This is a genomic window from Streptomyces sp. NPDC004752, assembly GCF_053601275.1.
The window spans coordinates 1-18672 of sequence record NZ_JBSGBN010000168.1; the positions used below are offsets into that span (position 1 = coordinate 1).

Here is an 18672-nt window from a genome sequence, read left to right on the forward strand (position 1 = left end):
GCCACCGCAACCCTGGTGGAGATCGACATCGCGGTGATCGGCGGCGGTGTGGGCACGGCGGGCGACGTCCTCTTCGCGCCGCTGCGCAAGGCCCTCGGCGACTACGCGACCCTCTCCTTCGTGCGCCGGCTGACGGTGACGCCCGCCCAGATGGGCACGGACGCCGGCCTGGTGGGTGCCGCCGCGGCCGCGCTGACGAGGCGGCCGGACGCGACCGCGGCGGGGGGCTGACACCGGCCACCGATGCCGGAGGGAACGTTCATGCACGGGTCGTCCGGCTCAGCAGCCGATCCGCGTGTCGGCCCGGTCGGCATGGTCCGGGTCGATGCCCTCATGATCCGGGCCGATGCCGTCGCCGCCGTCGGTGACGACCGGCCGGACCATGACGCATCGGCACGCTCCTTTGACTCGTGACAGGCGGCGGCTGACTCGTGACAGGCGGCGGCTGACTCGTGACAGGCGACGACTGACTCGCGACAGGCGACGGCGTCGTCCGGCATTCCGTCATACCCCCTGATCAACGGGCGATTCGGAGGAGGGAGACGGCGCCGTGCGGGCGGGTGCGCGGGGCGGCGCGACAGCGGAGGGGTGAGACGCGCCCCCGGCTCGACCGGCTGGTCCTGCCCGCTGATGCGTCGCGGAACAGCGGATGTCCGGGCGGTTCCGTTCCCACGCGGTTTCGCCGTCGCCCGCCGTCGCCGATACTCGGCCCATGGAATTCGCCGTCTTCATGACCCTGCCGGGGCTCGTCATCCTGCTCACCGCGGTGGCCTTCGTCGACCAGCTGCTGCTGCGGGCCGGGCGCGCGGGCGTGTTGCCGTGGCGCAACGGGGTGAGATGCGGCCAGGTGTCGGCCACGGGCTTCGAGCAGCTGCACGGCGCCCTGTCGCCGGGCAAGCAGCACGAGCTGCGGGAGCGGCAGTCGGCGCTGCTGCTCCGCGACGACGAGGAGGACGGGGCGCCCCCGCGCCGGAGCACGGTGGATCTGGACGGGGGAACCGCCGTGATCCGCGTGACCCCTGGCCACCCGCGCAGTTGATCCGGGCATGAAGAAGCGCAGCATGCTCGCCATCGCCTCCCTCGCCACCGGGTTCGTGGTGGCCGCGATCACCCCGTCCCACGGCGCCGAGAAGGACGTCCTCGACGATGTGCCCGTCTCGGACACGATCGGCACCGTCGACCACCTCGTCGGCGAGGACAGCCTCGCCCCCGCCGACCACCTCCCGGCGCGGCAGTAACCACGCCCCGGGGCCCGTCGACCCCTCGGGTGCCGGTGTCCCGCACGGGCGCACCGGCACCCCCAGAGCCCGGTCCCTAAGCTGCGGCTGGTTTCCGTGGCAGTGTGGAGCGGGCAAGCCTCTGGGGGCCGACAGAAGAGGGGGAACCGTGATCATCTGGGTCAACGGCGCTTTCGGTGCGGGGAAGACGACCACCGCACGGGAACTGATCGATCTGATCCCGAACAGCGAGCTCTTCGACCCCGAGGTCATCGGCGGAGCGCTCACGGATCTGCTGCCGCCCAAACACCTCGCCGAGGTCGGAGACTTCCAGGACCTGCCGATCTGGCGTCGGCTGGTGATCGATACGGCGGCCGCCATGCTGGCGGAACTCGGCGGGACCCTCGTGGTCCCCATGACCCTGCTGCGCCAGGAGTACCGGGACGAGATCTTCGGCGGCCTCGCCGCCCGCCGCATCGCCGTGCGCCATCTGCTGCTCGCCCCGGCTGAAACGATCCTGCGTGCGCGTATAGCCGGGCGGGAGGTCCCGCCCGACCTGCCCGACGGCGAGCTGCGGATGCGCCAGTGGGCCTACGACCACATCGAGCCGTACCGCGCGGCCCTCGCCTCCTGGCTCACCGCCGACGCCCACCCCGTGGACACCAGCGCGCTCACCCCGTACGAGACGGCGGTCCGGATAGCCGAGGCCGTCGCCGACGGCACCGTCGCCCCCTGTGACATCGTGCAGACCCCGGAACCCACCGCGGAGACCCTCGCGGCCGGGGTGCTGCTCTTCGACGAGCGGGACCGCGTCCTGCTGGTCGACCCCACGTACAAGCCCGGCTGGGAGTTCCCCGGGGGCGTCGTCGAACCCGGCGAGGCTCCCGCCCGGGCCGGCATGCGCGAGGTCGCCGAGGAGACCGGCATCCGGCTGGCGGAGGTACCGCGGCTGCTCGTCGTGGACTGGGAACCGCCCGCGCCGCCCGGCTACGGCGGGTTGCGCCTGCTGTTCGACGGCGGCCGTCTCGCGTCCGCCGAGGCCCGCTCCCTGCTGCTGCCCGGACCCGAACTGCGCGCCTGCCGCTTTGTCACCGAGCAGGAGGCCGCCGCGCTGCTGCCGCCCGTGCGCTACGAGCGGCTGCGCTGGGCGCTGCGGGCGCGCGAACGGGGTGCCGCACTGTATCTGGAGGCCGGTGTGCCGCTCGGCTGACACCGAGTCAGAGACCGTACGGGGCCCTGGCCTTCGGTGTCCGCCATCCGTGCGCTTCCGGGTTTGCGGGGGCGAGCGGGGTGGGCGCCGCGGTGCGCCGCCCGGGGTGCCGCTACGCGCCGAGCGGCGAGCCGTCGCAGGGGTACGGGACGAGCCGGCTCTCCCGCTCGAAACGCCGGCTGAACTCGCCCATGGTCGCGGCGAGCGGGGCGTGCCTGCTCAGCAGCGCGGCGGCGGCCCTGGGCATGCCCGCGGGCCGCGCGCCCCGCGCGCAGGCGTGCACGAACGCCTCGCGTTCCTCCCCGCGGAAGCCGTACAGCGCGGTGACCAGCCAGATCACCAGGTAGTAGGAGGTGTACGCGCGGTCGTAACCGCGGTGCCGTGCGAAGAAGTCCCGTTCGTCCGGGGCGAGTCGGAACCGGGAGCTGAGCGAGAGCCCGAAGTCGGTGAGGTAGAGCCGCCTGCCGTCGGTGAGGATGTTCCGGAAGTGGGCGTCCAGGTGCAGCAGTTCGCGGGTGTGCAGGAAGTCCACGAGGGACTCCAGGGCGTCCGCCGCCAGGGTGCAGGCGGCGTCCGCCGCGTCGCCGCGCAGCCGGGCGTCCAGCCAGTCGTGCAGGGTGTACGGGATCCACTCGAGGAACAGGGTCAGACTGGCGGACGCCGTGCGTAAGGCCTCGATCCGCCCGCGCACCCCCTTGGAGCCGCCCCAGTAGGCCACGGCCCGCTCCACGTCGGCGAGTTCGGCGGGAAGCGGGCCGGGGGCGTCGGGCAGTACCCGCCAGTGGTGCAGCAGCGGGAACCCGGGGAAGTGCCCGGCCCGCACCCAGTGGCTGGTCATCGTGTGCGCGGCCAGCTCGCGCCAGGCCCCGAAGCCGGCGCTGCCGACCGTGCCGATGCCGTAGTGGCAGAACGGCGGCATCCCGAACAGGTTCGCCGTGGACCGGACGTTCCCGGGCAGCCGCTCCACATCGGTGAGCGGCACCCGCTTCACGAAGACGTCCCGGCCGCCGACCCCCATACGCAGGGTTCTGCCGCCGATGCCGACGCCGAGCGGGACACCCGCCGCGACCCGTTCGCCCAGTTCGCTGTCGCTGAGCAGGTCCAGGGCGGTGGCGATGTCGGCGTGGGCGGCGAGGCGCGCGGAGTAGGACATGCTCCGATGGTCACCGCCGCAGGCAGTGTCTGTCCGCCGCTTCGCGAAGGACCGCCGAAGCGCGCGCCGTGACCGGCTCGCCGTGACCGAAGCAGCCCACCTCCGCGTCGAGGCCCGCGAGTCGGCCGAAGCAGGCGAGTCGGCCGAAGCAGGCGAGCGGGCCGACGCGTTCGAGGGTGAACACAACCGGGATCACCTCGCCGGTGCCGGGCGCGGCGGCCACCGCGCCGCCCGTGAACGACACGCCGTGCTCCGGGAGTTGGATGGTGAAGCTGTCCGTGGGTGTGCCGGGGACTTGGACGGTGTGGGTGCTGTCGTCGGTGTCGGGGATGTTGCTGTTGACCGGGTTGGTGACTGGGCTGGGGTGCGCCGGGCCGTCTGTGAACGACACGCTGTGGTCCGGGAGATGGGCGGTGATGCTGCCCGTGGGTGTGCCGGGGGACATGGATGACGCGGGTGCCGCCGTCGGTGTCGGGGATGTCGCCGTCGGACAGGGCGGTGGCCGGGCCGGGGTGCGCCGGGTCGCCCTGCGGCAGCAGCTGCGCGGCCTGGGGGTGCGCTGGCGGTTTACCGTCCTCGAAGAGCGGGTCCGGGGCCGTGCCCCGGACCACCGGCGCGTCGAGATGGTGTGCCGGCACCTCGGCGCCGCTCAGCTCGGCGAACTCGCCCGCCCCGCCCGCCTGGTCCTCATGGAAGTGGTCAGCACGATCCGTCGTACGGACGACGGGGCCCGCCCGAGTGCGCCGGGCGCGTCGGCGATCGTCCGGCCGGAGCCGAGCGTCCCGGCGTCGACGAGCGTTGCCGTGCCGCCGTCGGACCAGAGGTATGCCGGCCGACGGGGCAGCGCAACAGGCGGAGGCGGGGAGGCAGTTCGATGACGGTCATGCGCCGACCGTAGGGAGGGTCCCCGCCCGGGGCGAGGACCCGCTGCCGTCGGCAGAGTGGTTCAGCCCGCGGCGTAGTTGCGCAGGAACAACGCCTCCGCCACCGACAGCCGCTCCAACTCCTGTGGCGAGACGCTCTCGTCGACGGCGTGGATCCGCGCCTCCGGCTCGCTCAGGCCGATGAGCAGCATCTCCGCCCGCGGGTACAGCTGCGCGAGGGTGTTGCACAGCGGGATGGAGCCGCCCTGACCGGCGTACTGCATCGTCTCGCCCGGGTAGGCCACCGCCAGGGCGTCGGCCATCGCCCGGTACGCCGGACCGGTGGTGTCGGCGCGGAACGGCTGGCCCTGCCCGATCCGCTCGGTGCGCACCCGGGCGCCCCACGGCGTGTGCGCCTCCAGGTGGGCCTGGAGCAGCCCGCACGCCTCGGCCGCGTCGACGCCCGGCGGCACCCGCAGGCTGACCAGGGCGCGGGCGCTCGCCTGCACCGACGGGGTGGCGCCCACGACCGGCGGGCAGTCGATGCCGAGGACCGTGACGGCCGGGCGGGCCCAGATGCGGTCGGCGACGGTGCCCTCGCCGATCAGCCCGACACCGTCCAGCACCTTGGCGTCCGCACGGAACTGCTCCTCGGCGTATTCGAGGCCGGTCCAGCGGTCCTCGGCGGTCAGCCCGTCGACCGTCGTGGAACCGTCCTCGGCGCGCAACGAGTCCAGGACGCGGATCAGTGCGGCCAGCGCGTCGGGGGCGGCGCCGCCGAACTGCCCGGAGTGCAGATTGCCTTCCAGCGTGTCGATCTGCACCCGCACCAGGGTCATGCCGCGCAGCGTGGTGGTGACGGTCGGCAGGCCGAGACGGAAGTTGCCGGCGTCGCCGATGACGACGGCGTCCGCCGCCAGCAGACCGGGGTGCTGCTCCGCGTACCGCTCCAGGCCGCCGGTGCCCTGCTCCTCGGAGCCCTCGGCTATGACCTTGACGGTCACCGGGACGCCCCCGTTCGCCCGCAGCGCGCGCAGGGCCAGCAGGTGCATGATCACGCCGCCCTTGCAGTCGGCCGCGCCGCGCCCGTACCAGCGTCCGTCGCGCTCGGTCAGTTCGAACGGCGCAGTGGTCCAGGCGGTCTCGTCCAGCGGCGGCTGCACATCGTAGTGGGCGTACAGCAGAACCGTTTTCGCGCCCTCCGGTCCGGGCAGGCAGCCGTACACCGACTGGGTGCCGTCGGGAGTGTCGAGCAGGGCCACGTCCTGGAAGCCCTCGGCGCGCAGCGCGTCGGCGACCCAGGCCGCCGCGCCCTCGCTCTCGCTCTTCGGGAACTGGTCGAAGTCCGCCACCGATCTGAAGGCCACCAGTTCGGCGAGTTCCGCCCGCGCCCTCGGCAGCAGCGAGGCGACGGTCTCGGCGACCGGATGCGACGACATGGGCACGCTCCTCGTGGGTGCGACGTTGTAGCGGTGAGTACACCGATCCTCCCACAGTGGCCTGCGGCGACGTCCGCCGTAGGATGCGGGGGGACATGGGGTCCTTCCTGGTCGGGCGCGGTCGCTCGGCCGGGGGAGCGGCAGCGGCTTGATCGGAGCAGTAGACCATCGTGAGCGGCGAGAACTCTTCGGCGGACGACGTACAGCAGGTGTGGGACGTCGTCGTGGTGGGCGCGGGACCCGCGGGGGCCTCCGCCGCCTACGCGGCGGCGGTCGCGGGACGGCGCGTGCTGTTGCTGGAGAAAGCCGGGTTGCCCCGCTACAAGACGTGCGGCGGCGGCATCATCGGCCCCTCGCGCGATGCGCTCCCGCCCGGCTTCGAACTCCCCTTCAAGGACCGGGTGCACGCCGTCACCTTCTCGAACAACGGGCGTTTCACCCGCACCCGCCGCTCCAAGCAGATGCTGTTCGGCCTGATCAACCGGCCGGAGTTCGACCAGCAGTTGGTCGAGCACGCCGAGAAGGCGGGCGCCGAACTGCGCACGGGTGTCACGGTGGTCCGGGTGGAGCAGCACGGCTCCGCGGTGCCTGACCGGCGCACGGTCGCCGTGGTGCTCCAGGGCGGCGAGACCGTCCTCGCCCGCGCCGTGGTGGGCGCCGACGGCAGCGCCAGCCGGATAGGGGCGCACGTCGGCGTGAAGATGGAGCAGGTCGACCTCGGCCTGGAGGCGGAGATCCCGGTGCCCAAGACGGTCGCCGAGGACTGGAAGGGGCGGGTCCTCATCGACTGGGGGCCGATGCCCGGCAGTTACGGCTGGGTGTTCCCCAAGGACGACACGCTCACGGTCGGCGTGATCTCGGCGCGCGGCGAAGGCGCCGCCACCAAGCGGTACCTGGAGGACTTCATCGCCCGGCTCGGGCTGGCCGGCTTCGAGCCCGCCGTCTCCTCCGGGCATCTGACCCGCTGCCGCGCCGAGGACTCCCCGCTGTCCCGCGGCCGGGTCCTCGTCTGCGGCGACGCGGCCGGGCTGCTGGAGCCATGGACCCGTGAGGGCATCTCGTTCGCGCTGCGCTCGGGCCGGCTCGCGGGGGAGTGGGCGGTGCGGATCGCCGAGGCGCACGACGCGGTGGACACCCGCCGCCAGGCACTGAACTACGCGTTCGCGATCAAGGCCGGGCTCGGCGTGGAGATGGGCGTCGGCCGGCGGATGCTCGCCGTGTTCGAGCGCAGGCCCGGCCTGTTCCACGCGGCCCTCACCGGTTTCCGCCCCGCCTGGAACGCCTTCCGGGACATCACCCGCGGGTCCACGTCCCTGGGCGAGCTGGTCCGCAACCGCCCCATGGCCCAGCGCGCCCTGACCGCGCTGGACCGGCGGCCCGCCCCGGCGGCCGAGGCGGTGGCGGACGACGCGGTCACTTCTTGACGGTGATCCGGAAGACCGGGTGGTTCGGCGCGATGCGGCGCAGCTCGGCTTCGGGCGAGTCGGGGCCGACACCGCCGAAGAAGACGCCGACCTCGGCCTTCCAGCGCTTGAGATAGGCGCGCAGCAGCGGAACCTTGTCGTCGTCGGCGACCTCGGTCGCGGTGAAGACGTCCACGTTCCGGCCGAGGTGCAACTCGCCACCGCCGGCCGCCCGCATGTTGTGGGTCCACTGGACGTGACCGCGCGGGGCGAGCAGATACTGCTGTCCGTCCACGGTCAGCAGGTTCACCGGGGTGGTCCGCCACGCGCCGCTCTTGCGGCCGCGGACCGCCAGGACCCGAGAGCCCCACACGCTGATGCCGCGGCGGGTCAGCCAGGACACCGCGCGGTTCATGACGTTGACGGTGAACCAGCCGGGCTTCTGGACGTGTGTGGTCATGGCTACTTCCTCCTGGAAGCGACGTTCTCGCGGCGGGACGCGGGACGCGGGACGTGCGACGCGGAACGTGCGACGTGCGACGTGGTGTGAGCAGTGCTCTCGCTCACCATCAGTCTGCGGTAGAGCGACACCCCATGGCAAGAGCGGTGCTCTCTTTTTGGTTCGGCGCTCTCTTTTGTGTGCAGTGCTCTGACTTCGTGGCACACTGCTGCATATGAGGACCGCACAGGGCGCCCGCGCGCGGGCCAGGATGGAAGTCACCGCGGCCATCAAGGACGAGGCCCGCAGACAGCTCGCCGCGGAGGGGTCCGGCAAGCTCTCGCTGCGGGCCGTGGCCCGCGAGCTCGGCATGGTCTCCTCCGCGGTGTACCGCTACTACCCGAGCCGCGACGACCTGCTGACCGCGCTCATCATCGACGCGTACGACTCCATCGGCGAGTGCGCGGAGCGGGCCCACGACGAGACGGCCGCCGGCGCCGGCCCCCTGCCCCGCTGGATCGCGGTGTGCACGGCCGTGCGCGGCTGGGCGCTCGCCCATCCGCACGAGTACGCGCTGATCTACGGCTCCCCGGTGCCGGGCTACACGGCTCCCCAGACGACCGTTCCGCCCGCCTCCCGGGTCGGCGCCGTCCTCATCGGCCTCGTTCGCGACGCTCACCGGGGCCCCGGTCTCGTCGGCCTCGGCCTCTCCGCAGAGCTGCGCCCCGAGGCCGAGCGGCTGGCCGCCGACCTCGCGCCCGACCTGCCGCCCGAGGCGGCCATGGCACTCGTCGCGGCCTGGGCACAGCTCTTCGGGCTGGTGAGCTTCGAACTGTTCGGCCAGTTCAACCGGCTCGTGGAGGACCGCGAGACGTTCTTCGGGCATGCCGCGACCGGACTGGCGCACGCGGTCGGGCTGCGGTAGACGAGGCCGCGACGGATCGCCTAGGGCGGGCGACGAATCCCGTACGGCGGGCCGCTGAGCCCGTACGCCGCGCCACGGAGCCCGTGCGACAGGGCGCGGGGTTCGTACGGCGGGCCGGGGAATCGCGGAAATCCCGTGGGGCGGGCCGCGGAGCCCATGCGCCGCGCCACGGATTTGCGGAGCCTGTGCGGCGGGCCGCTGGGATCGCACGGCGGGCCGGGGCCGCGCCGGACGTACTTCCCGGGGAGTACGCGTGATCACCCCGCTCGGGCGACGCACGCCCCCGCCCGCTGCGTCTAGCGTGGCCGTCATGGAGGAGCAGCGCGTGCGCGGGCACGGCCCGGCGCAGTGGTGGCGGTACGGGCCGCCGTGGTGGCAGCGGTCGGACGCCGCCGAGCCGCCTGCCGCCCGCCTGCCGTGGCGCTCCACCCTGCTGCTCACCGCCTTCGTCCTGGTCGGCTCCAACTTCGCCGCGCACGGCCAGCCCGACAGGGTGCCGCTGGACACCTACGCGCGCGTACTCCTCCTGGTCGCCTCGGGGTTGCTGCTGTGGCGGCATCGTCACCCGGTGTCCGTCGTCTTCGGTACGGCCGCGGCCACCCTGGTCTACCTGGGCGCGGGCTACCCGTACGGGCCGGTCTTCCTGACCGTCGCCGTGAGCTGCGTCAGCGCGGTCGTCGCCGGTCACCGCAGGGCCGCCTGGACGTCCGTCGGGTTGCTGTGGGCCGGGCACGTGCTGGTCGCGCTCTGGCTCTATCGCCGACTGCCGCCGCCGGGCGACACGGGCGGGAGCATCAACGAGGAGATCGTGATCGCCACCTGGGTCCTGGCCATCGGCGCGCTGTCCGAACTGGCCCGGGTACGGCGCGAACAGTGGGTGCGGGAGCGGGCCGACCGTGCGCAGGCGGCCCGGCGGCGTGCCGACGAGGAGCGGCTGCGGATCGCCCGGGAGCTGCATGACGTCCTCGCGCACAGCATCTCCGTCATCAACGTGCAGGCGGGCATGGGGCTCACCCTGCTGGACAGCGACCCCGAGCAGGCCCGCGCCGCCCTCACCGCCATCAAGTCCGCCAGCAAGGAGGCGCTCGGTGAGGTGCGGCAGGTACTCGACACCCTGCGCGCCCCGGGTGCCGCGCCGCGCGCCCCCGCGCCGGGCCTGGACCGGCTGCCGGAACTGGTGGAGCAGGCGGCGGGTGCGGGGCTCACCGTCGAGATCGAGGGCGCGGCGCCGCGGCTCGCGCCGGGCGCCGATCTGGCCGCGTTCCGCATCGTCCAGGAAGCCCTCACCAACGTGGTGCGGCACTCGGGTTCGCGGCACGCGCGCGTGCGGTTCGACCACGACGCCGACTCGCTGCGGCTGCGCGTCGAGGACGACGGGCCCGCGACCGGTGGCGACGCCGGCGGCAGCGGCAACGGGCTGGCCGGAATGCGCGAGCGGGCCGCCGCCCTGGGTGGCACGATCGAGGCGGGCCCGCGCCCCGACGGCGGCTTCCGGGTGCTCGCCGTACTGCCGTCGCAGGCTAAGGCCGAGGAGGACGACCGGTGATCCGTGTACTGCTCGCCGACGACCAGTCCCTGGTGCGGGCCGGTTTCCGGGCGCTGCTCGACGCGCAGCCGGACATCGAGGTGGCCGGTGAGGCCGCCGACGGAGCCGAGGCGCTGGCCAAGGTGCGCGAACTGCGCCCGGACGTCGTCCTGATGGACATCCGCATGCCACGGCTCGACGGGCTGGCCGCCACCCGCCGTCTCGCCGGGGAGCCGGAGCTGCGGGACGTCAAGGTGGTCATGCTCACCACCTTCGAACTCGACGAGTACGTCTTCGAGGCGATCCGCTCCGGCGCCTCCGGCTTCCTGGTCAAGGACACCGAGCCGGACGAACTCGTGCGCGCCGTACGGGCGGTGGTGGCGGGCGACGCACTGCTGTCGCCGGGGGTGACCCGCCGCCTCATCGCCGAGTTCGCGGCCCGTTCCAAACAGCCCGCGGCCGCCGACGAACTGGCCCGGCTCACCGAGCGGGAACGGGAGGTGATGGCCCTGGTCGGCATCGGCCTGTCGAACGAGGAGATCGCCCGTCGCCTGGTGGTCAGCCCGCTCACCGCGAAGACCCATGTGAGTCGCACGATGGTCAAGCTGGGCGCCCGTGACCGGGCCCAACTGGTCGTCCTCGCCTATGAGTCGGGGCTGGTGCGCCCGGGCTGGCTCGGCTGAGCCCCGGCCGTCGGCCGGCGCTCAGCCGAGAACGTGGAGCGCGTGGGGTCGCGATGCGCCGCGGACCAGCCACGGCGGATCGCGGCCGGTCCGGCGGAGCGCTCAGTCGCGGACCGCCACGCGGGCCGTGTCCGCCTCGTCCACGGTGGACCGCGCGACCACACGCGACCCCCGGGCGGGCCGGCCGCGCACACCCGTGAGGGCGATCAGCAGGCCGGCCAGGGCGACGGCGGTGACGACCACGAACCCGGGCCGGTAGCTGTCGAGCACGGCCTGCGGAGTCGGGTCGGCGGGTGCCCCGGCGGTGACCACGGCGGTCACGATCGCCAGGAAGATCGCGCCGCCCACCTGGACCGAGGTGTTCAGCAGCCCGGAGACCATGCCCTGCTCGTGGTCCGCGACGCCGTTGGTGGCCTGGATGTTGAGCGAGGGGAAGACCAGCGCGCAGGCCGCGCCGATCAGCAGCATCGAGGGCAGGACCACGGCCGCGTACACCGGATCGAGGTCGACGCGCAGAAACAGCGCGTATCCGGCGACCATCAGCGCGAAGCCCGTCGCGATCAGCCGTGGGGTGCCGAACCGGTCGACGATCGAGCCGACCTTGGTGGAGGACACCGCCACCAGCGCGCCCGCGGGCAGGAAGGCCAGCGCGGTGTGCAGCGCCGACCAGCCGAGCAGCGACTGCATATACAGAGTGGTCAGGAACTGGAAGCCGACGTACGACCCGAAGAAGGCCACCGCGCCGAGCTGGGCGCGGACCTGGCTGCCCGAGCGCAGTACGCCGAGCCGGATCAGCGGGCCCGGGGAGCGCCGTTCCACCAGGACGAACGCGGTCAGCAGCGCGGCGACCGCGAGGAAGGACAGCAGGGTGCGGGCCGAGGCCCAGCCGATCTGAGGTGCCTCGACGACGGTGAAGACGAGCAGCAGCATCGACGCGGTGCCGAGGACGGCGCCGGGGAGGTCGTAGCCGTCGTGGTCCCGCTCGCGGGCGCTGCGCGGCAGCAGCCGGAGTCCGGCGAGCAGCGCGACCAGGGCAATGGGCGCGGGCAGCAGCATCGTCAGCCGCCAACTGGCCTCGGTGAGCAGCCCGGACAGCACCAGGCCCATGGAGAACCCGGTGGCCGCGCAGGTGGTGTAGATGGACAGGGCGCGGTTGCGCAGCGGGCCCTCCGGAAACGTGGTGGTGATGATCGACAGGCCCGCGGGCGCCGTGAAGGCCGCACTCAGGCCCTTGATGAAACGGCTGGCGATCAGCAGCGGCCCCGAGTCGACCAGCCCGCCGAGCAGCGAGGCCAGCGCGAAGACGGCCAGGGCCACCAGGAACACCTGGCGTCGGCCGAGCAGATCGGCGGCGCGTCCGCCGAGGAGCAGCAGTCCGCCGTACCCCAGGATGTAGCCGCTGACGATCCATTGCAGCGTCGACGTGGACAGGTGGAGATCGGAGCCGATGGACGGCAGGGCGACGCCGACCATCGACACATCGAGCGCGTCGAGGAACATGGCGGCGCAGAGCACGAGCAGCGTGCCCCACAGCCGTGGGGTCCAGCGTCCCTCGGACGCGGCGGTGAGCGGAGAGGTCATGACCGCAGGCTATATGTGCATGCATTAAATGCAAGTGCATTTAATGTGGACGAAACAATGTTGCTTCTCTGCTACCGTGCGTTCATGGCGGCGAAGAAGGCCGAGCAGGCGCTCGTGGACCAATGGCGGGACATCCTGGCACTGCACGCGCGCACTCAGTGCGAACTCGACCGCGCGCTGAGCGGACACGGCCTGTGCGCCAGCGACTTCGAGGTGCTGGACCTGCTGTCCCAGGCCGCCGGGGCGAACCGCGGCTGCTCGCTGCGCATCCAGGAGATCTCCGAGCGGATCCACCTCAGCCAGAGTGCGCTGTCCCGGCTGATCGCCCGTCTGGAACGGGACGGCCTCGTAGAGCGCGCCATGTGCGCGGAGGACCGGCGGGGTGTGCGCGTGGTGCTCACGGCGAAGGGGCGCGCGCTGCACGGACAGGTGCTGCCGGTGCAGCGCGCGGTGTTGACCCGGATGCTGGCGGGCTGACCGGCACGCAGTCGGATCGCGGACCTCTCCCGCCCCGGCGCGGCCGACGCCGCGTCCCCGCTGCCGTTCGGCACCTCACCCCGGTGCCACAGCGCGAGGTACAACCGGCCGACGGACCGGCCAGTTGGGCGGCGCTCGCCTTGACTCGATCCGCACGGTCACCGGCCGCCGCTCCGACAGCCGTACGTTCCGCACCGCGTCGCCGACCGCGTCCGCCGCAACGTTCCCGTACCCGCCGCGGTCGTGACGCCCGGTCCGGCATTTCACGGAGCCGACGGACCACGACCGGTCGAACCCGTGTGTCCGCCCCGCCCCTTCGGGGAACGGCGGGCGGTGCTGCCACCTGTGCCCGGCGCGGCGGTCGGCGTCGGTCCCCGCGCGCGCAGGCGGCGTGTCACCGCGGCGGCGCGGTAAGGCGCCGACCGGCCACGGCGCGAGGTCGGGCCGCGGCGCCGCGCACGGCGGAGGGCGGGCGGCGGACGGCTCAGTCTCCGCGGTGGTTCGCTGAGCGGCGCCGTGGTGTCAACCGGCCACCGCGCGCCGGGTCGTGACACCGATGAGGGCCGCCAGGGCGGCCAGCACCGCGACGCTGGTGAGCGCGGCGGGCAGCGAGAACCGGTCGGCCATGAGACCGATCGCGGGCGGCCCGAGGAGCATGCCCCCGTACCCCAGGGTGGAGGCGATCGCGACACCGCTCGGGCCGGCGAGCGTCCCGGCCCGCTCCACGGCGATCGGGAAGAGGTTGGCGAGACCCAGTCCGGTGACGGCGAAGCCGATCAGGGCCGCCCACACGGAGGGGGTGAACGAGCCCAGGAGCATGCCGACCGTCGCGACGGTGCCGCCCGCGACCACGGTCCGGGCGCGGCCGAGGCGCTCCAGCAGGGCCGTACCGGTCAGCCGTCCGATGGTCATGGCGAGTGCGAAGCACGAGTAGCCGGCCGCCGCGACGCCCGGTGAGGTGTCCAGGTCCTGTTCTAGGTGGAGGGCGCCCCAGTCGGCCATGGCGCCCTCGCCGTAGGCCGAGCACAGTGCGATCAGGCCGAGGACGACCACCGGCCCGCGGGTCCGGCCGTCGACGCGCCGCGGTGCCTCGGCGGCCGCGTCATGCGCGGGCTCGGGCGGGCGCGGCGGCTCGTGCCGCAGCAGTGCGGGACCCGCGGCGGCGGTCACCAGCAGTCCGACGACGGTCAGGCCCAGCAGATGCCGCGTGGGGGACAGGTCCCCGGCGACCAGCCCGCCGAGCCCGGCTCCGATCATGCCGCCGAGGCTGAAGGCCGCGTGGAAGCCAGGCATGATGGGTCGCCCGAGCGCGGCGACCAGGTCGACGGCCGCGCTGTTGAAGGCGACGTTGATCCCGCCGTAGGCCGCGCCGAACACCAGCAGGACGCCGCCCAGCGCGGGCGCGGAGTGGGTGAGCGGGGGCAGGGCGACGCTGAGCGAGAGCAGGACGGCGCAGCCGACGGTGACCGGATGCGCGCCGAAGCGGCGGCACAGACGTCCGGTGAGGGTCATGGTGATGACGGCACCCGCCGAGACGCCGAGCAGGGCGAGCCCCAGCGTGCTCGCGGAGGAGCCGGTCTGGTGCTTGATGGCGGGGATGCGGACGACCCAGCCCGCGAAGATGAAGCCGTCGAGGGCGAAGAAGGCGGTGATCGCCACGCGAAGCCGGGTCAGCGTGTCACCCGGCACGACGCTGTGCGCACGGTGTTTGTTTATTGGCGACACAAAGTCAGGCTAGAGGCGCGTCAGGGGCGGGGCAAGGGAGCCGACATGTGTGACCTGCCCCCGCCCGTGCCGGACATGTGACCCGCCCCCGTCGGTGCCGGGCGAGTGACCCACCCCCCGACCGGTACCGGGCGGGCCGTCAGACCGTTGCCAGCAGCAGTTCCTCGCCGCTCGACGGCCGCAGGCCGTCCGTCCGGCCCGCGAAGTAGCGCTCGGACAGCTCCGCCGCCGATACGTGCCGGGCCCGGCCGAAGCCGGCCCGCAGGGCCAGGTCCACCAGCTCCTCCGGGACGAAGAAGCTGATGAAGGGCGTACCGGAGGAGCGCGCCGCCTCCTCCATCGCCCGGCGCAGCGGGCGCTCCTCCGGCTCGACCCGCTCCAGCGTCGGCATGAACGTCGTGGCGAGCGTGGAGCCGAGCGCCAGCGCGGCGGCCTCGCGCAGCATGGCCTCGACGGCCACCCGGGTGAGGTACATGGTGACGCCCGTCGAGGCCACGACGGCCGGCCGGTCCGCCGCGAAGCCCGCCCCCGACAGCCGCTCCCACCAGGACTCGGTCTCGAAGTCGACCGGTACGAGCCGTAGCCACTCCGGGACGCCGTACCCCGCCTCGGCCAGCCGCCGTCGTTTCCATGCCTGCTGACCGGGCCGGTCGATCTCGAACACTGTCAGGCCCGCGGCGACCTCCGGCCTGCGCTGCGCGAAAGAGTCGAGTCCGGCGCCGAGGAGCACGTACTGGCCGACACCCTCGGGGGCCCGCTCGACCACCAGGTCCTCGACGAAGCGGGCCCGCGCCACGATCGAGGCGCGCATGAGCCGGGTCTCCCGCGGATCCATGTCCGGGCGTGCCCGCCAGTCCTCGCCCGGGTCCGCCAGCCGTAGGCCGACCTCGTCGTCCAGCACGTGCGGTGGCGCATCGACCAGCACATGCAGGGCCCGCCACAGGGCGACCCGGACCGCCGTCGGATCCGCGACCGCCTCCGTCCCGTCCGCCACGATGCCTCTCCTTCCGTTCGGGTGCGGCCCGTCCGTTTCCGTTCGGGGCCCGGCCCGTTCGTACGAGGCGCGGGGCATCCGTACGGAGCGCGGGCCGCTCCCGGCTACCCAGCCTGCTGCACGGCGGGCCCGGTCGCGCGTCGTATGCGTGCTCTTCGCCGGTCCGTGTGTTCGGAGTCTGGGATACAAGTCGGTTAATGCTTGTCCACGTGCTGGTTGCGGGACGGTGAGCAGTCCATGATGGGCCCATGACGTTGGCCTCGCGCGCTTTCGCGCAACTGGCGACCTGGCCCGATCTGAGGCGTGCCGTGCCGAGCTGCGGCCAGGGCCAGGCACTCCGTTCGGCGCAGGGCGAGATCGCCCACTTCCACTCGGACCGGGATGTCGACCTGCTGTTGACGGACCGCGCCATCCGGCGGTTCGCCAAGGATCTCAGGGACACCGGGGCGATCCGCATCGTGCCCGGCTCGCAGTGGGTGACGATACGTCTCGACGCCGCGAGCGATGTCGACCTGGTGCTGACGCTGGTGAGCGTCGCCCTCCAGGCCCAGTTGGTCTGGTCGGACCCCGTCGGCAGGCCCTTGCTCGGCTGCAACGACCAGCGGGGCGCGGGGTTCGTACGGGTCGACCCCGGCGGCATCTGAAGCGGCCGCCGCCCGTGCGTCAGCGGCCGCCGCCCGTGCGTTGCTCGCCGCGCCGCTCGTGCACCGCATGCGGCGCCGCCGGCGCACCACCTGCCGTGCCGCCTCGCGCACCGCCGCCCGGTGTGCCGTTCACACGGCGAGGACCCGGATCCCCGCCTCCTCGAACCGGCGTGCCGTCCGCGGTGCCACCGTCGCGTCCGTGACCAGCGTGTCCACCTCCTCGGCCGCGCAGATCCGGGCGAACGCCCGCTGCCCCAGTTTGCTGGAGTCGGCGGCGACGACCACCCGCTCGGCCCGCTCGCACAGCAGCCGGTTGATGGCCGCCTCCGCCTCGTCGTGCGCCGCGGCACCGTGCACGACGTCGAAGGCGACGACCCCGAGCACCGCCACGTCGAGCGTGATCTGGCCGAGTACCCCGTCCGCGAGCGGGCCGATCAGCTCGTACGACTGCGGGCGTGCGACCCCGCCGGTCACCACGATCTTGAACTGGGGCCGCACGGCCAGCTCGTTGGCGATGTTGAGCGCGTTGGTGACGACCGTCAGCGCGGGCGAGCCGACGGCGAGGTCGGCGCGCACGGCCAGGGCGCGGGCCACCTCCGTCGTGGTGGTGCCGCCGGTCAGGCCCACCGCCTGGCCGGGCGCGAGGAGAGAGGCCACCGCCCGGGCTATGCGCTGCTTCTCGGAGGCGTGGCGGGCGGTCTTGTAACGCAGTGGCAGCTCGTACGAGACGCCGTGCACCACCGCACCGCCCCGGGTGCGCACCAGCATCTGCTGCTCGGCGAGCCGGTCGAAGTCGCGCCGGATGGTCGCCGCCGAGACCGCCAGCTCGGCCGCCGCCTCCTCGACATCCAACCGACCGCGCTCGACGAGCAGTTCCAGCAGTGCCTTCCAGCGGGCGTCGCGCGACATCCGCGGCCTCCGTTGCCCCGTCCCGTTCTCCGTCCAGCTTTCGTCCAGCGGTGACCCTAGCGCACCCTTGATGCGGACGAATGCTTGATTGTGCTCGAAATGTGGCTCTATCTTGCATGAACAAGCAGCCGATGGAGGGGTGTGGCATGACTCATGTCGAGGACGAGCTGAACAGCCAGCCCGCATGCTGGACCCGGGCGGCGGAGTCGGCGCGGCGGCACGGCGGGGCGCTGCCCGGAGCGGGGGAGCGGGTCGCGATCGTCGGCTGCGGCACCTCGTACTTCATGGCGCAGGCCGCCGCCGCCCTGCGCGAGGGCGCGGGCCAGGGCGAGACGGACGCCTTCGCCGCGTCCGAGTTCCCGTACGGCCGCGCCTACGACCGGGTCGTCGCCCTCACCCGCTCCGGCACCACCACCGAAGTGCTGGACCTGCTCGACCGGTTGCGCGGCAGCACTCCCACCACCGCCGTCACCGCCGACCCGGACACCCCGGTGCGGACGGCCGCCGACGAGGTCGTGGTGCTGGACTTCGCCGACGAACGCTCCGTCGTGCAGACCCGGTTCGCCACCAGCGCGCTCACCCTGTTCCGCGCCCACCTGGGCCTGCACACCGACGCCGTCGTCGCCGACGCCCGTACCGCGCTGTCCGCCCCGCTGCTCGAAGGACTGGTCGACTGCACGCAGTTCACCTTCCTCGGCCGCGGCTGGACCGTCGGCCTCGCGCACGAGGCCGGGCTGAAGATGCGCGAGGCCGCACTGTCCTGGACCGAGGCATACCCGGCGATGGAGTACCGGCACGGCCCCATCAGCATCACCAGCGGCACCACGGCGACCTGGATGATCGGCGAGGCGCCCGAGGGCCTCGCCGCACAGGTGCGCGGGACGGGCGGCCGATGGATCGAGGGCACGCTCGACCCGCTGGCCGAACTCGTCCGCGCCCAGCGGCTCGCGGTGGCCGTCGCCGCCCGCCGGGGCCTCGACCCCGACCGGCCGCGGCACCTCACCCGCTCCGTGATCCTCGCCCCCTGACCCGCGCCGCAAGGAGAAGCCGTGCCCCTTGCAGCCACCCGGGAACTGGTCGCCCGCGCCGCCCAACAGCGCTCCGCCGTCGCCGCGTTCAACGTCATCACCCTGGAGCACATCGAAGCCGTCGTCGCGGGGGCCGAGGCGGCCGACGCGCCCGTGATCCTCCAAGTCAGCGAGAACACGGTCAAGTTCCGCCACGGCCGGCTGCTCCCGCTGGCCCGCGCGGCCGTCGCCGCCGCCGAAGGGGCCGGCATACCGGTCGCCCTGCACCTCGACCATGTGCACAGCGACGACCTGCTGCGCCGGGCGCCGGGCGCCGGGTTCGGCTCGGTGATGTACGACGCGGCCCGCCTGCCGTACGCCGAGAACCTGGCCGCCACCCGCGCCGCCGCCGACTGGGCGCACGCCCGGGGGCTGTGGATCGAGGCCGAGTTGGGCGAGGTGGGCGGCAAGCCGGGGC

The 18672-nt window shown here is 73.4% G+C and carries 21 protein-coding genes; 13 read left to right on the plus strand and 8 right to left on the minus strand.

Annotation, left to right across the window (positions count from 1 at the left end; translation table 11 throughout):
• The 4 genes from ACWEKM_RS41260 to ACWEKM_RS41275 form a co-directional block, all read left to right on the plus strand.
• Positions 1-231: ROK family protein (locus tag ACWEKM_RS41260; protein WP_451626436.1), on the plus strand; the 231-nt coding region annotated here is incomplete at its 5' end.
• A gap of 481 nt (positions 232-712) precedes the next feature.
• Positions 713-1039: a DUF6191 domain-containing protein gene (locus tag ACWEKM_RS41265; RefSeq protein ID WP_451626437.1), complete on the plus strand. Its 327-nt coding sequence runs from the start codon at positions 713-715 to the stop codon at positions 1037-1039.
• 7 nt (positions 1040-1046) lie between these two features.
• Positions 1047-1238: a hypothetical protein gene (locus ACWEKM_RS41270; RefSeq protein ID WP_451626438.1), complete on the plus strand. Its 192-nt coding sequence runs from the start codon at positions 1047-1049 to the stop codon at positions 1236-1238.
• A gap of 148 nt (positions 1239-1386) precedes the next feature.
• Positions 1387-2427, plus strand: a complete 1041-nt coding sequence (locus tag ACWEKM_RS41275) for an NUDIX hydrolase (protein ID WP_451626439.1) — start codon at positions 1387-1389, stop codon at positions 2425-2427.
• Positions 2428-2539: 112 nt separating this feature from the next.
• On the opposite strand, the gene ACWEKM_RS41280 is transcribed toward ACWEKM_RS41275, so the two are convergent.
• Entirely contained in the window at positions 2540-3580 is a 1041-nt protein-coding gene (locus tag ACWEKM_RS41280) for a protein kinase family protein (protein ID WP_451626440.1), read from the minus strand.
• 10 nt (positions 3581-3590) lie between these two features.
• Positions 3591-3971, minus strand: coding sequence for a hypothetical protein (locus ACWEKM_RS41285; RefSeq protein ID WP_451626441.1), 381 nt, complete (start codon positions 3969-3971; stop codon positions 3591-3593).
• Between the two features lie 22 nt (positions 3972-3993).
• Between ACWEKM_RS41285 and ACWEKM_RS41290 the strand changes: the two genes are divergently transcribed.
• Entirely contained in the window at positions 3994-4458 is a 465-nt protein-coding gene (locus ACWEKM_RS41290) for a hypothetical protein (protein ID WP_451626442.1), read from the plus strand.
• A gap of 68 nt (positions 4459-4526) precedes the next feature.
• Here ACWEKM_RS41290 and ACWEKM_RS41295 read toward each other — a convergent pair whose 3' ends face one another.
• On the minus strand, positions 4527-5882 hold the full coding sequence (locus tag ACWEKM_RS41295) for a M20/M25/M40 family metallo-hydrolase (RefSeq protein ID WP_451626443.1): 1356 nt from the start codon (positions 5880-5882) through the stop codon (positions 4527-4529).
• A 170-nt stretch (positions 5883-6052) separates the two neighbouring features.
• On the opposite strand from ACWEKM_RS41295, the gene ACWEKM_RS41300 reads away from it, so the two are divergent.
• Entirely contained in the window at positions 6053-7306 is a 1254-nt protein-coding gene (locus tag ACWEKM_RS41300) for a geranylgeranyl reductase family protein (protein ID WP_451626444.1), read from the plus strand.
• Here ACWEKM_RS41300 and ACWEKM_RS41305 read toward each other — a convergent pair.
• Positions 7296-7745: a nitroreductase family deazaflavin-dependent oxidoreductase gene (locus ACWEKM_RS41305; protein ID WP_451626445.1), complete on the minus strand. Its 450-nt coding sequence runs from the start codon at positions 7743-7745 to the stop codon at positions 7296-7298. The two genes, ACWEKM_RS41300 and ACWEKM_RS41305, sit on opposite strands and share 11 nt — an antisense overlap.
• A 214-nt stretch (positions 7746-7959) precedes the next feature.
• Here ACWEKM_RS41305 and ACWEKM_RS41310 point away from each other — a divergent pair, with 214 nt between their 5' ends.
• From ACWEKM_RS41310 to ACWEKM_RS41320, 3 genes are all read left to right on the plus strand, one after another.
• Positions 7960-8649: a TetR/AcrR family transcriptional regulator gene (locus ACWEKM_RS41310; RefSeq protein WP_451626446.1), complete on the plus strand. Its 690-nt coding sequence runs from the start codon at positions 7960-7962 to the stop codon at positions 8647-8649.
• Positions 8650-8959: 310 nt separating this feature from the next.
• Positions 8960-10195, plus strand: coding sequence for a sensor histidine kinase (locus tag ACWEKM_RS41315; RefSeq protein WP_451626447.1), 1236 nt, complete (start codon positions 8960-8962; stop codon positions 10193-10195).
• Complete coding sequence (locus ACWEKM_RS41320) at positions 10192-10857, plus strand: response regulator (RefSeq protein ID WP_451626448.1); 666 nt, start codon at positions 10192-10194, stop codon at positions 10855-10857. Before ACWEKM_RS41315 ends, ACWEKM_RS41320 begins: the two co-directional genes overlap by 4 nt.
• Before the next feature lie 102 nt (positions 10858-10959).
• Here the strand turns inward: ACWEKM_RS41320 and ACWEKM_RS41325 are convergent, their stop codons facing one another.
• A complete protein-coding gene (locus tag ACWEKM_RS41325) occupies positions 10960-12438 on the minus strand; it encodes an MFS transporter (RefSeq protein WP_451626449.1) in 1479 nt (492 codons plus the stop codon).
• A gap of 84 nt (positions 12439-12522) precedes the next feature.
• Here ACWEKM_RS41325 and ACWEKM_RS41330 point away from each other — a divergent pair, with 84 nt between their 5' ends.
• Positions 12523-12915, plus strand: a complete 393-nt coding sequence (locus tag ACWEKM_RS41330) for a MarR family winged helix-turn-helix transcriptional regulator (protein ID WP_451626450.1) — start codon at positions 12523-12525, stop codon at positions 12913-12915.
• 522 nt (positions 12916-13437) lie between these two features.
• On the opposite strand, the gene ACWEKM_RS41335 is transcribed toward ACWEKM_RS41330, so the two are convergent.
• Together ACWEKM_RS41335 and ACWEKM_RS41340 are read right to left on the minus strand one after the other, a co-directional pair.
• Entirely contained in the window at positions 13438-14604 is a 1167-nt protein-coding gene (locus tag ACWEKM_RS41335; protein ID WP_451626456.1) for an MFS transporter, read from the minus strand.
• Between the two features lie 175 nt (positions 14605-14779).
• Positions 14780-15634, minus strand: coding sequence for a class I SAM-dependent methyltransferase (locus tag ACWEKM_RS41340; protein ID WP_451626451.1), 855 nt, complete (start codon positions 15632-15634; stop codon positions 14780-14782).
• A gap of 248 nt (positions 15635-15882) precedes the next feature.
• Between ACWEKM_RS41340 and ACWEKM_RS41345 the strand changes: the two genes are divergently transcribed.
• Positions 15883-16278 (plus strand): luciferase domain-containing protein, encoded by a 396-nt coding sequence (locus ACWEKM_RS41345; RefSeq protein WP_451626452.1) that lies wholly within the window; start codon positions 15883-15885, stop codon positions 16276-16278.
• A gap of 129 nt (positions 16279-16407) precedes the next feature.
• On the opposite strand, the gene ACWEKM_RS41350 is transcribed toward ACWEKM_RS41345, so the two are convergent.
• Entirely contained in the window at positions 16408-17187 is a 780-nt protein-coding gene (locus tag ACWEKM_RS41350) for a DeoR/GlpR family DNA-binding transcription regulator (RefSeq protein WP_451626453.1), read from the minus strand.
• A gap of 146 nt (positions 17188-17333) precedes the next feature.
• On the opposite strand from ACWEKM_RS41350, the gene ACWEKM_RS41355 reads away from it, so the two are divergent.
• Positions 17334-18215, plus strand: a complete 882-nt coding sequence (locus ACWEKM_RS41355; protein WP_451626454.1) for an SIS domain-containing protein — start codon at positions 17334-17336, stop codon at positions 18213-18215.
• Between the two features lie 21 nt (positions 18216-18236).
• A partial coding sequence (locus ACWEKM_RS41360; RefSeq protein WP_451626455.1) for a class II fructose-bisphosphate aldolase occupies positions 18237-18672 on the plus strand: 436 nt, incomplete at its 3' end.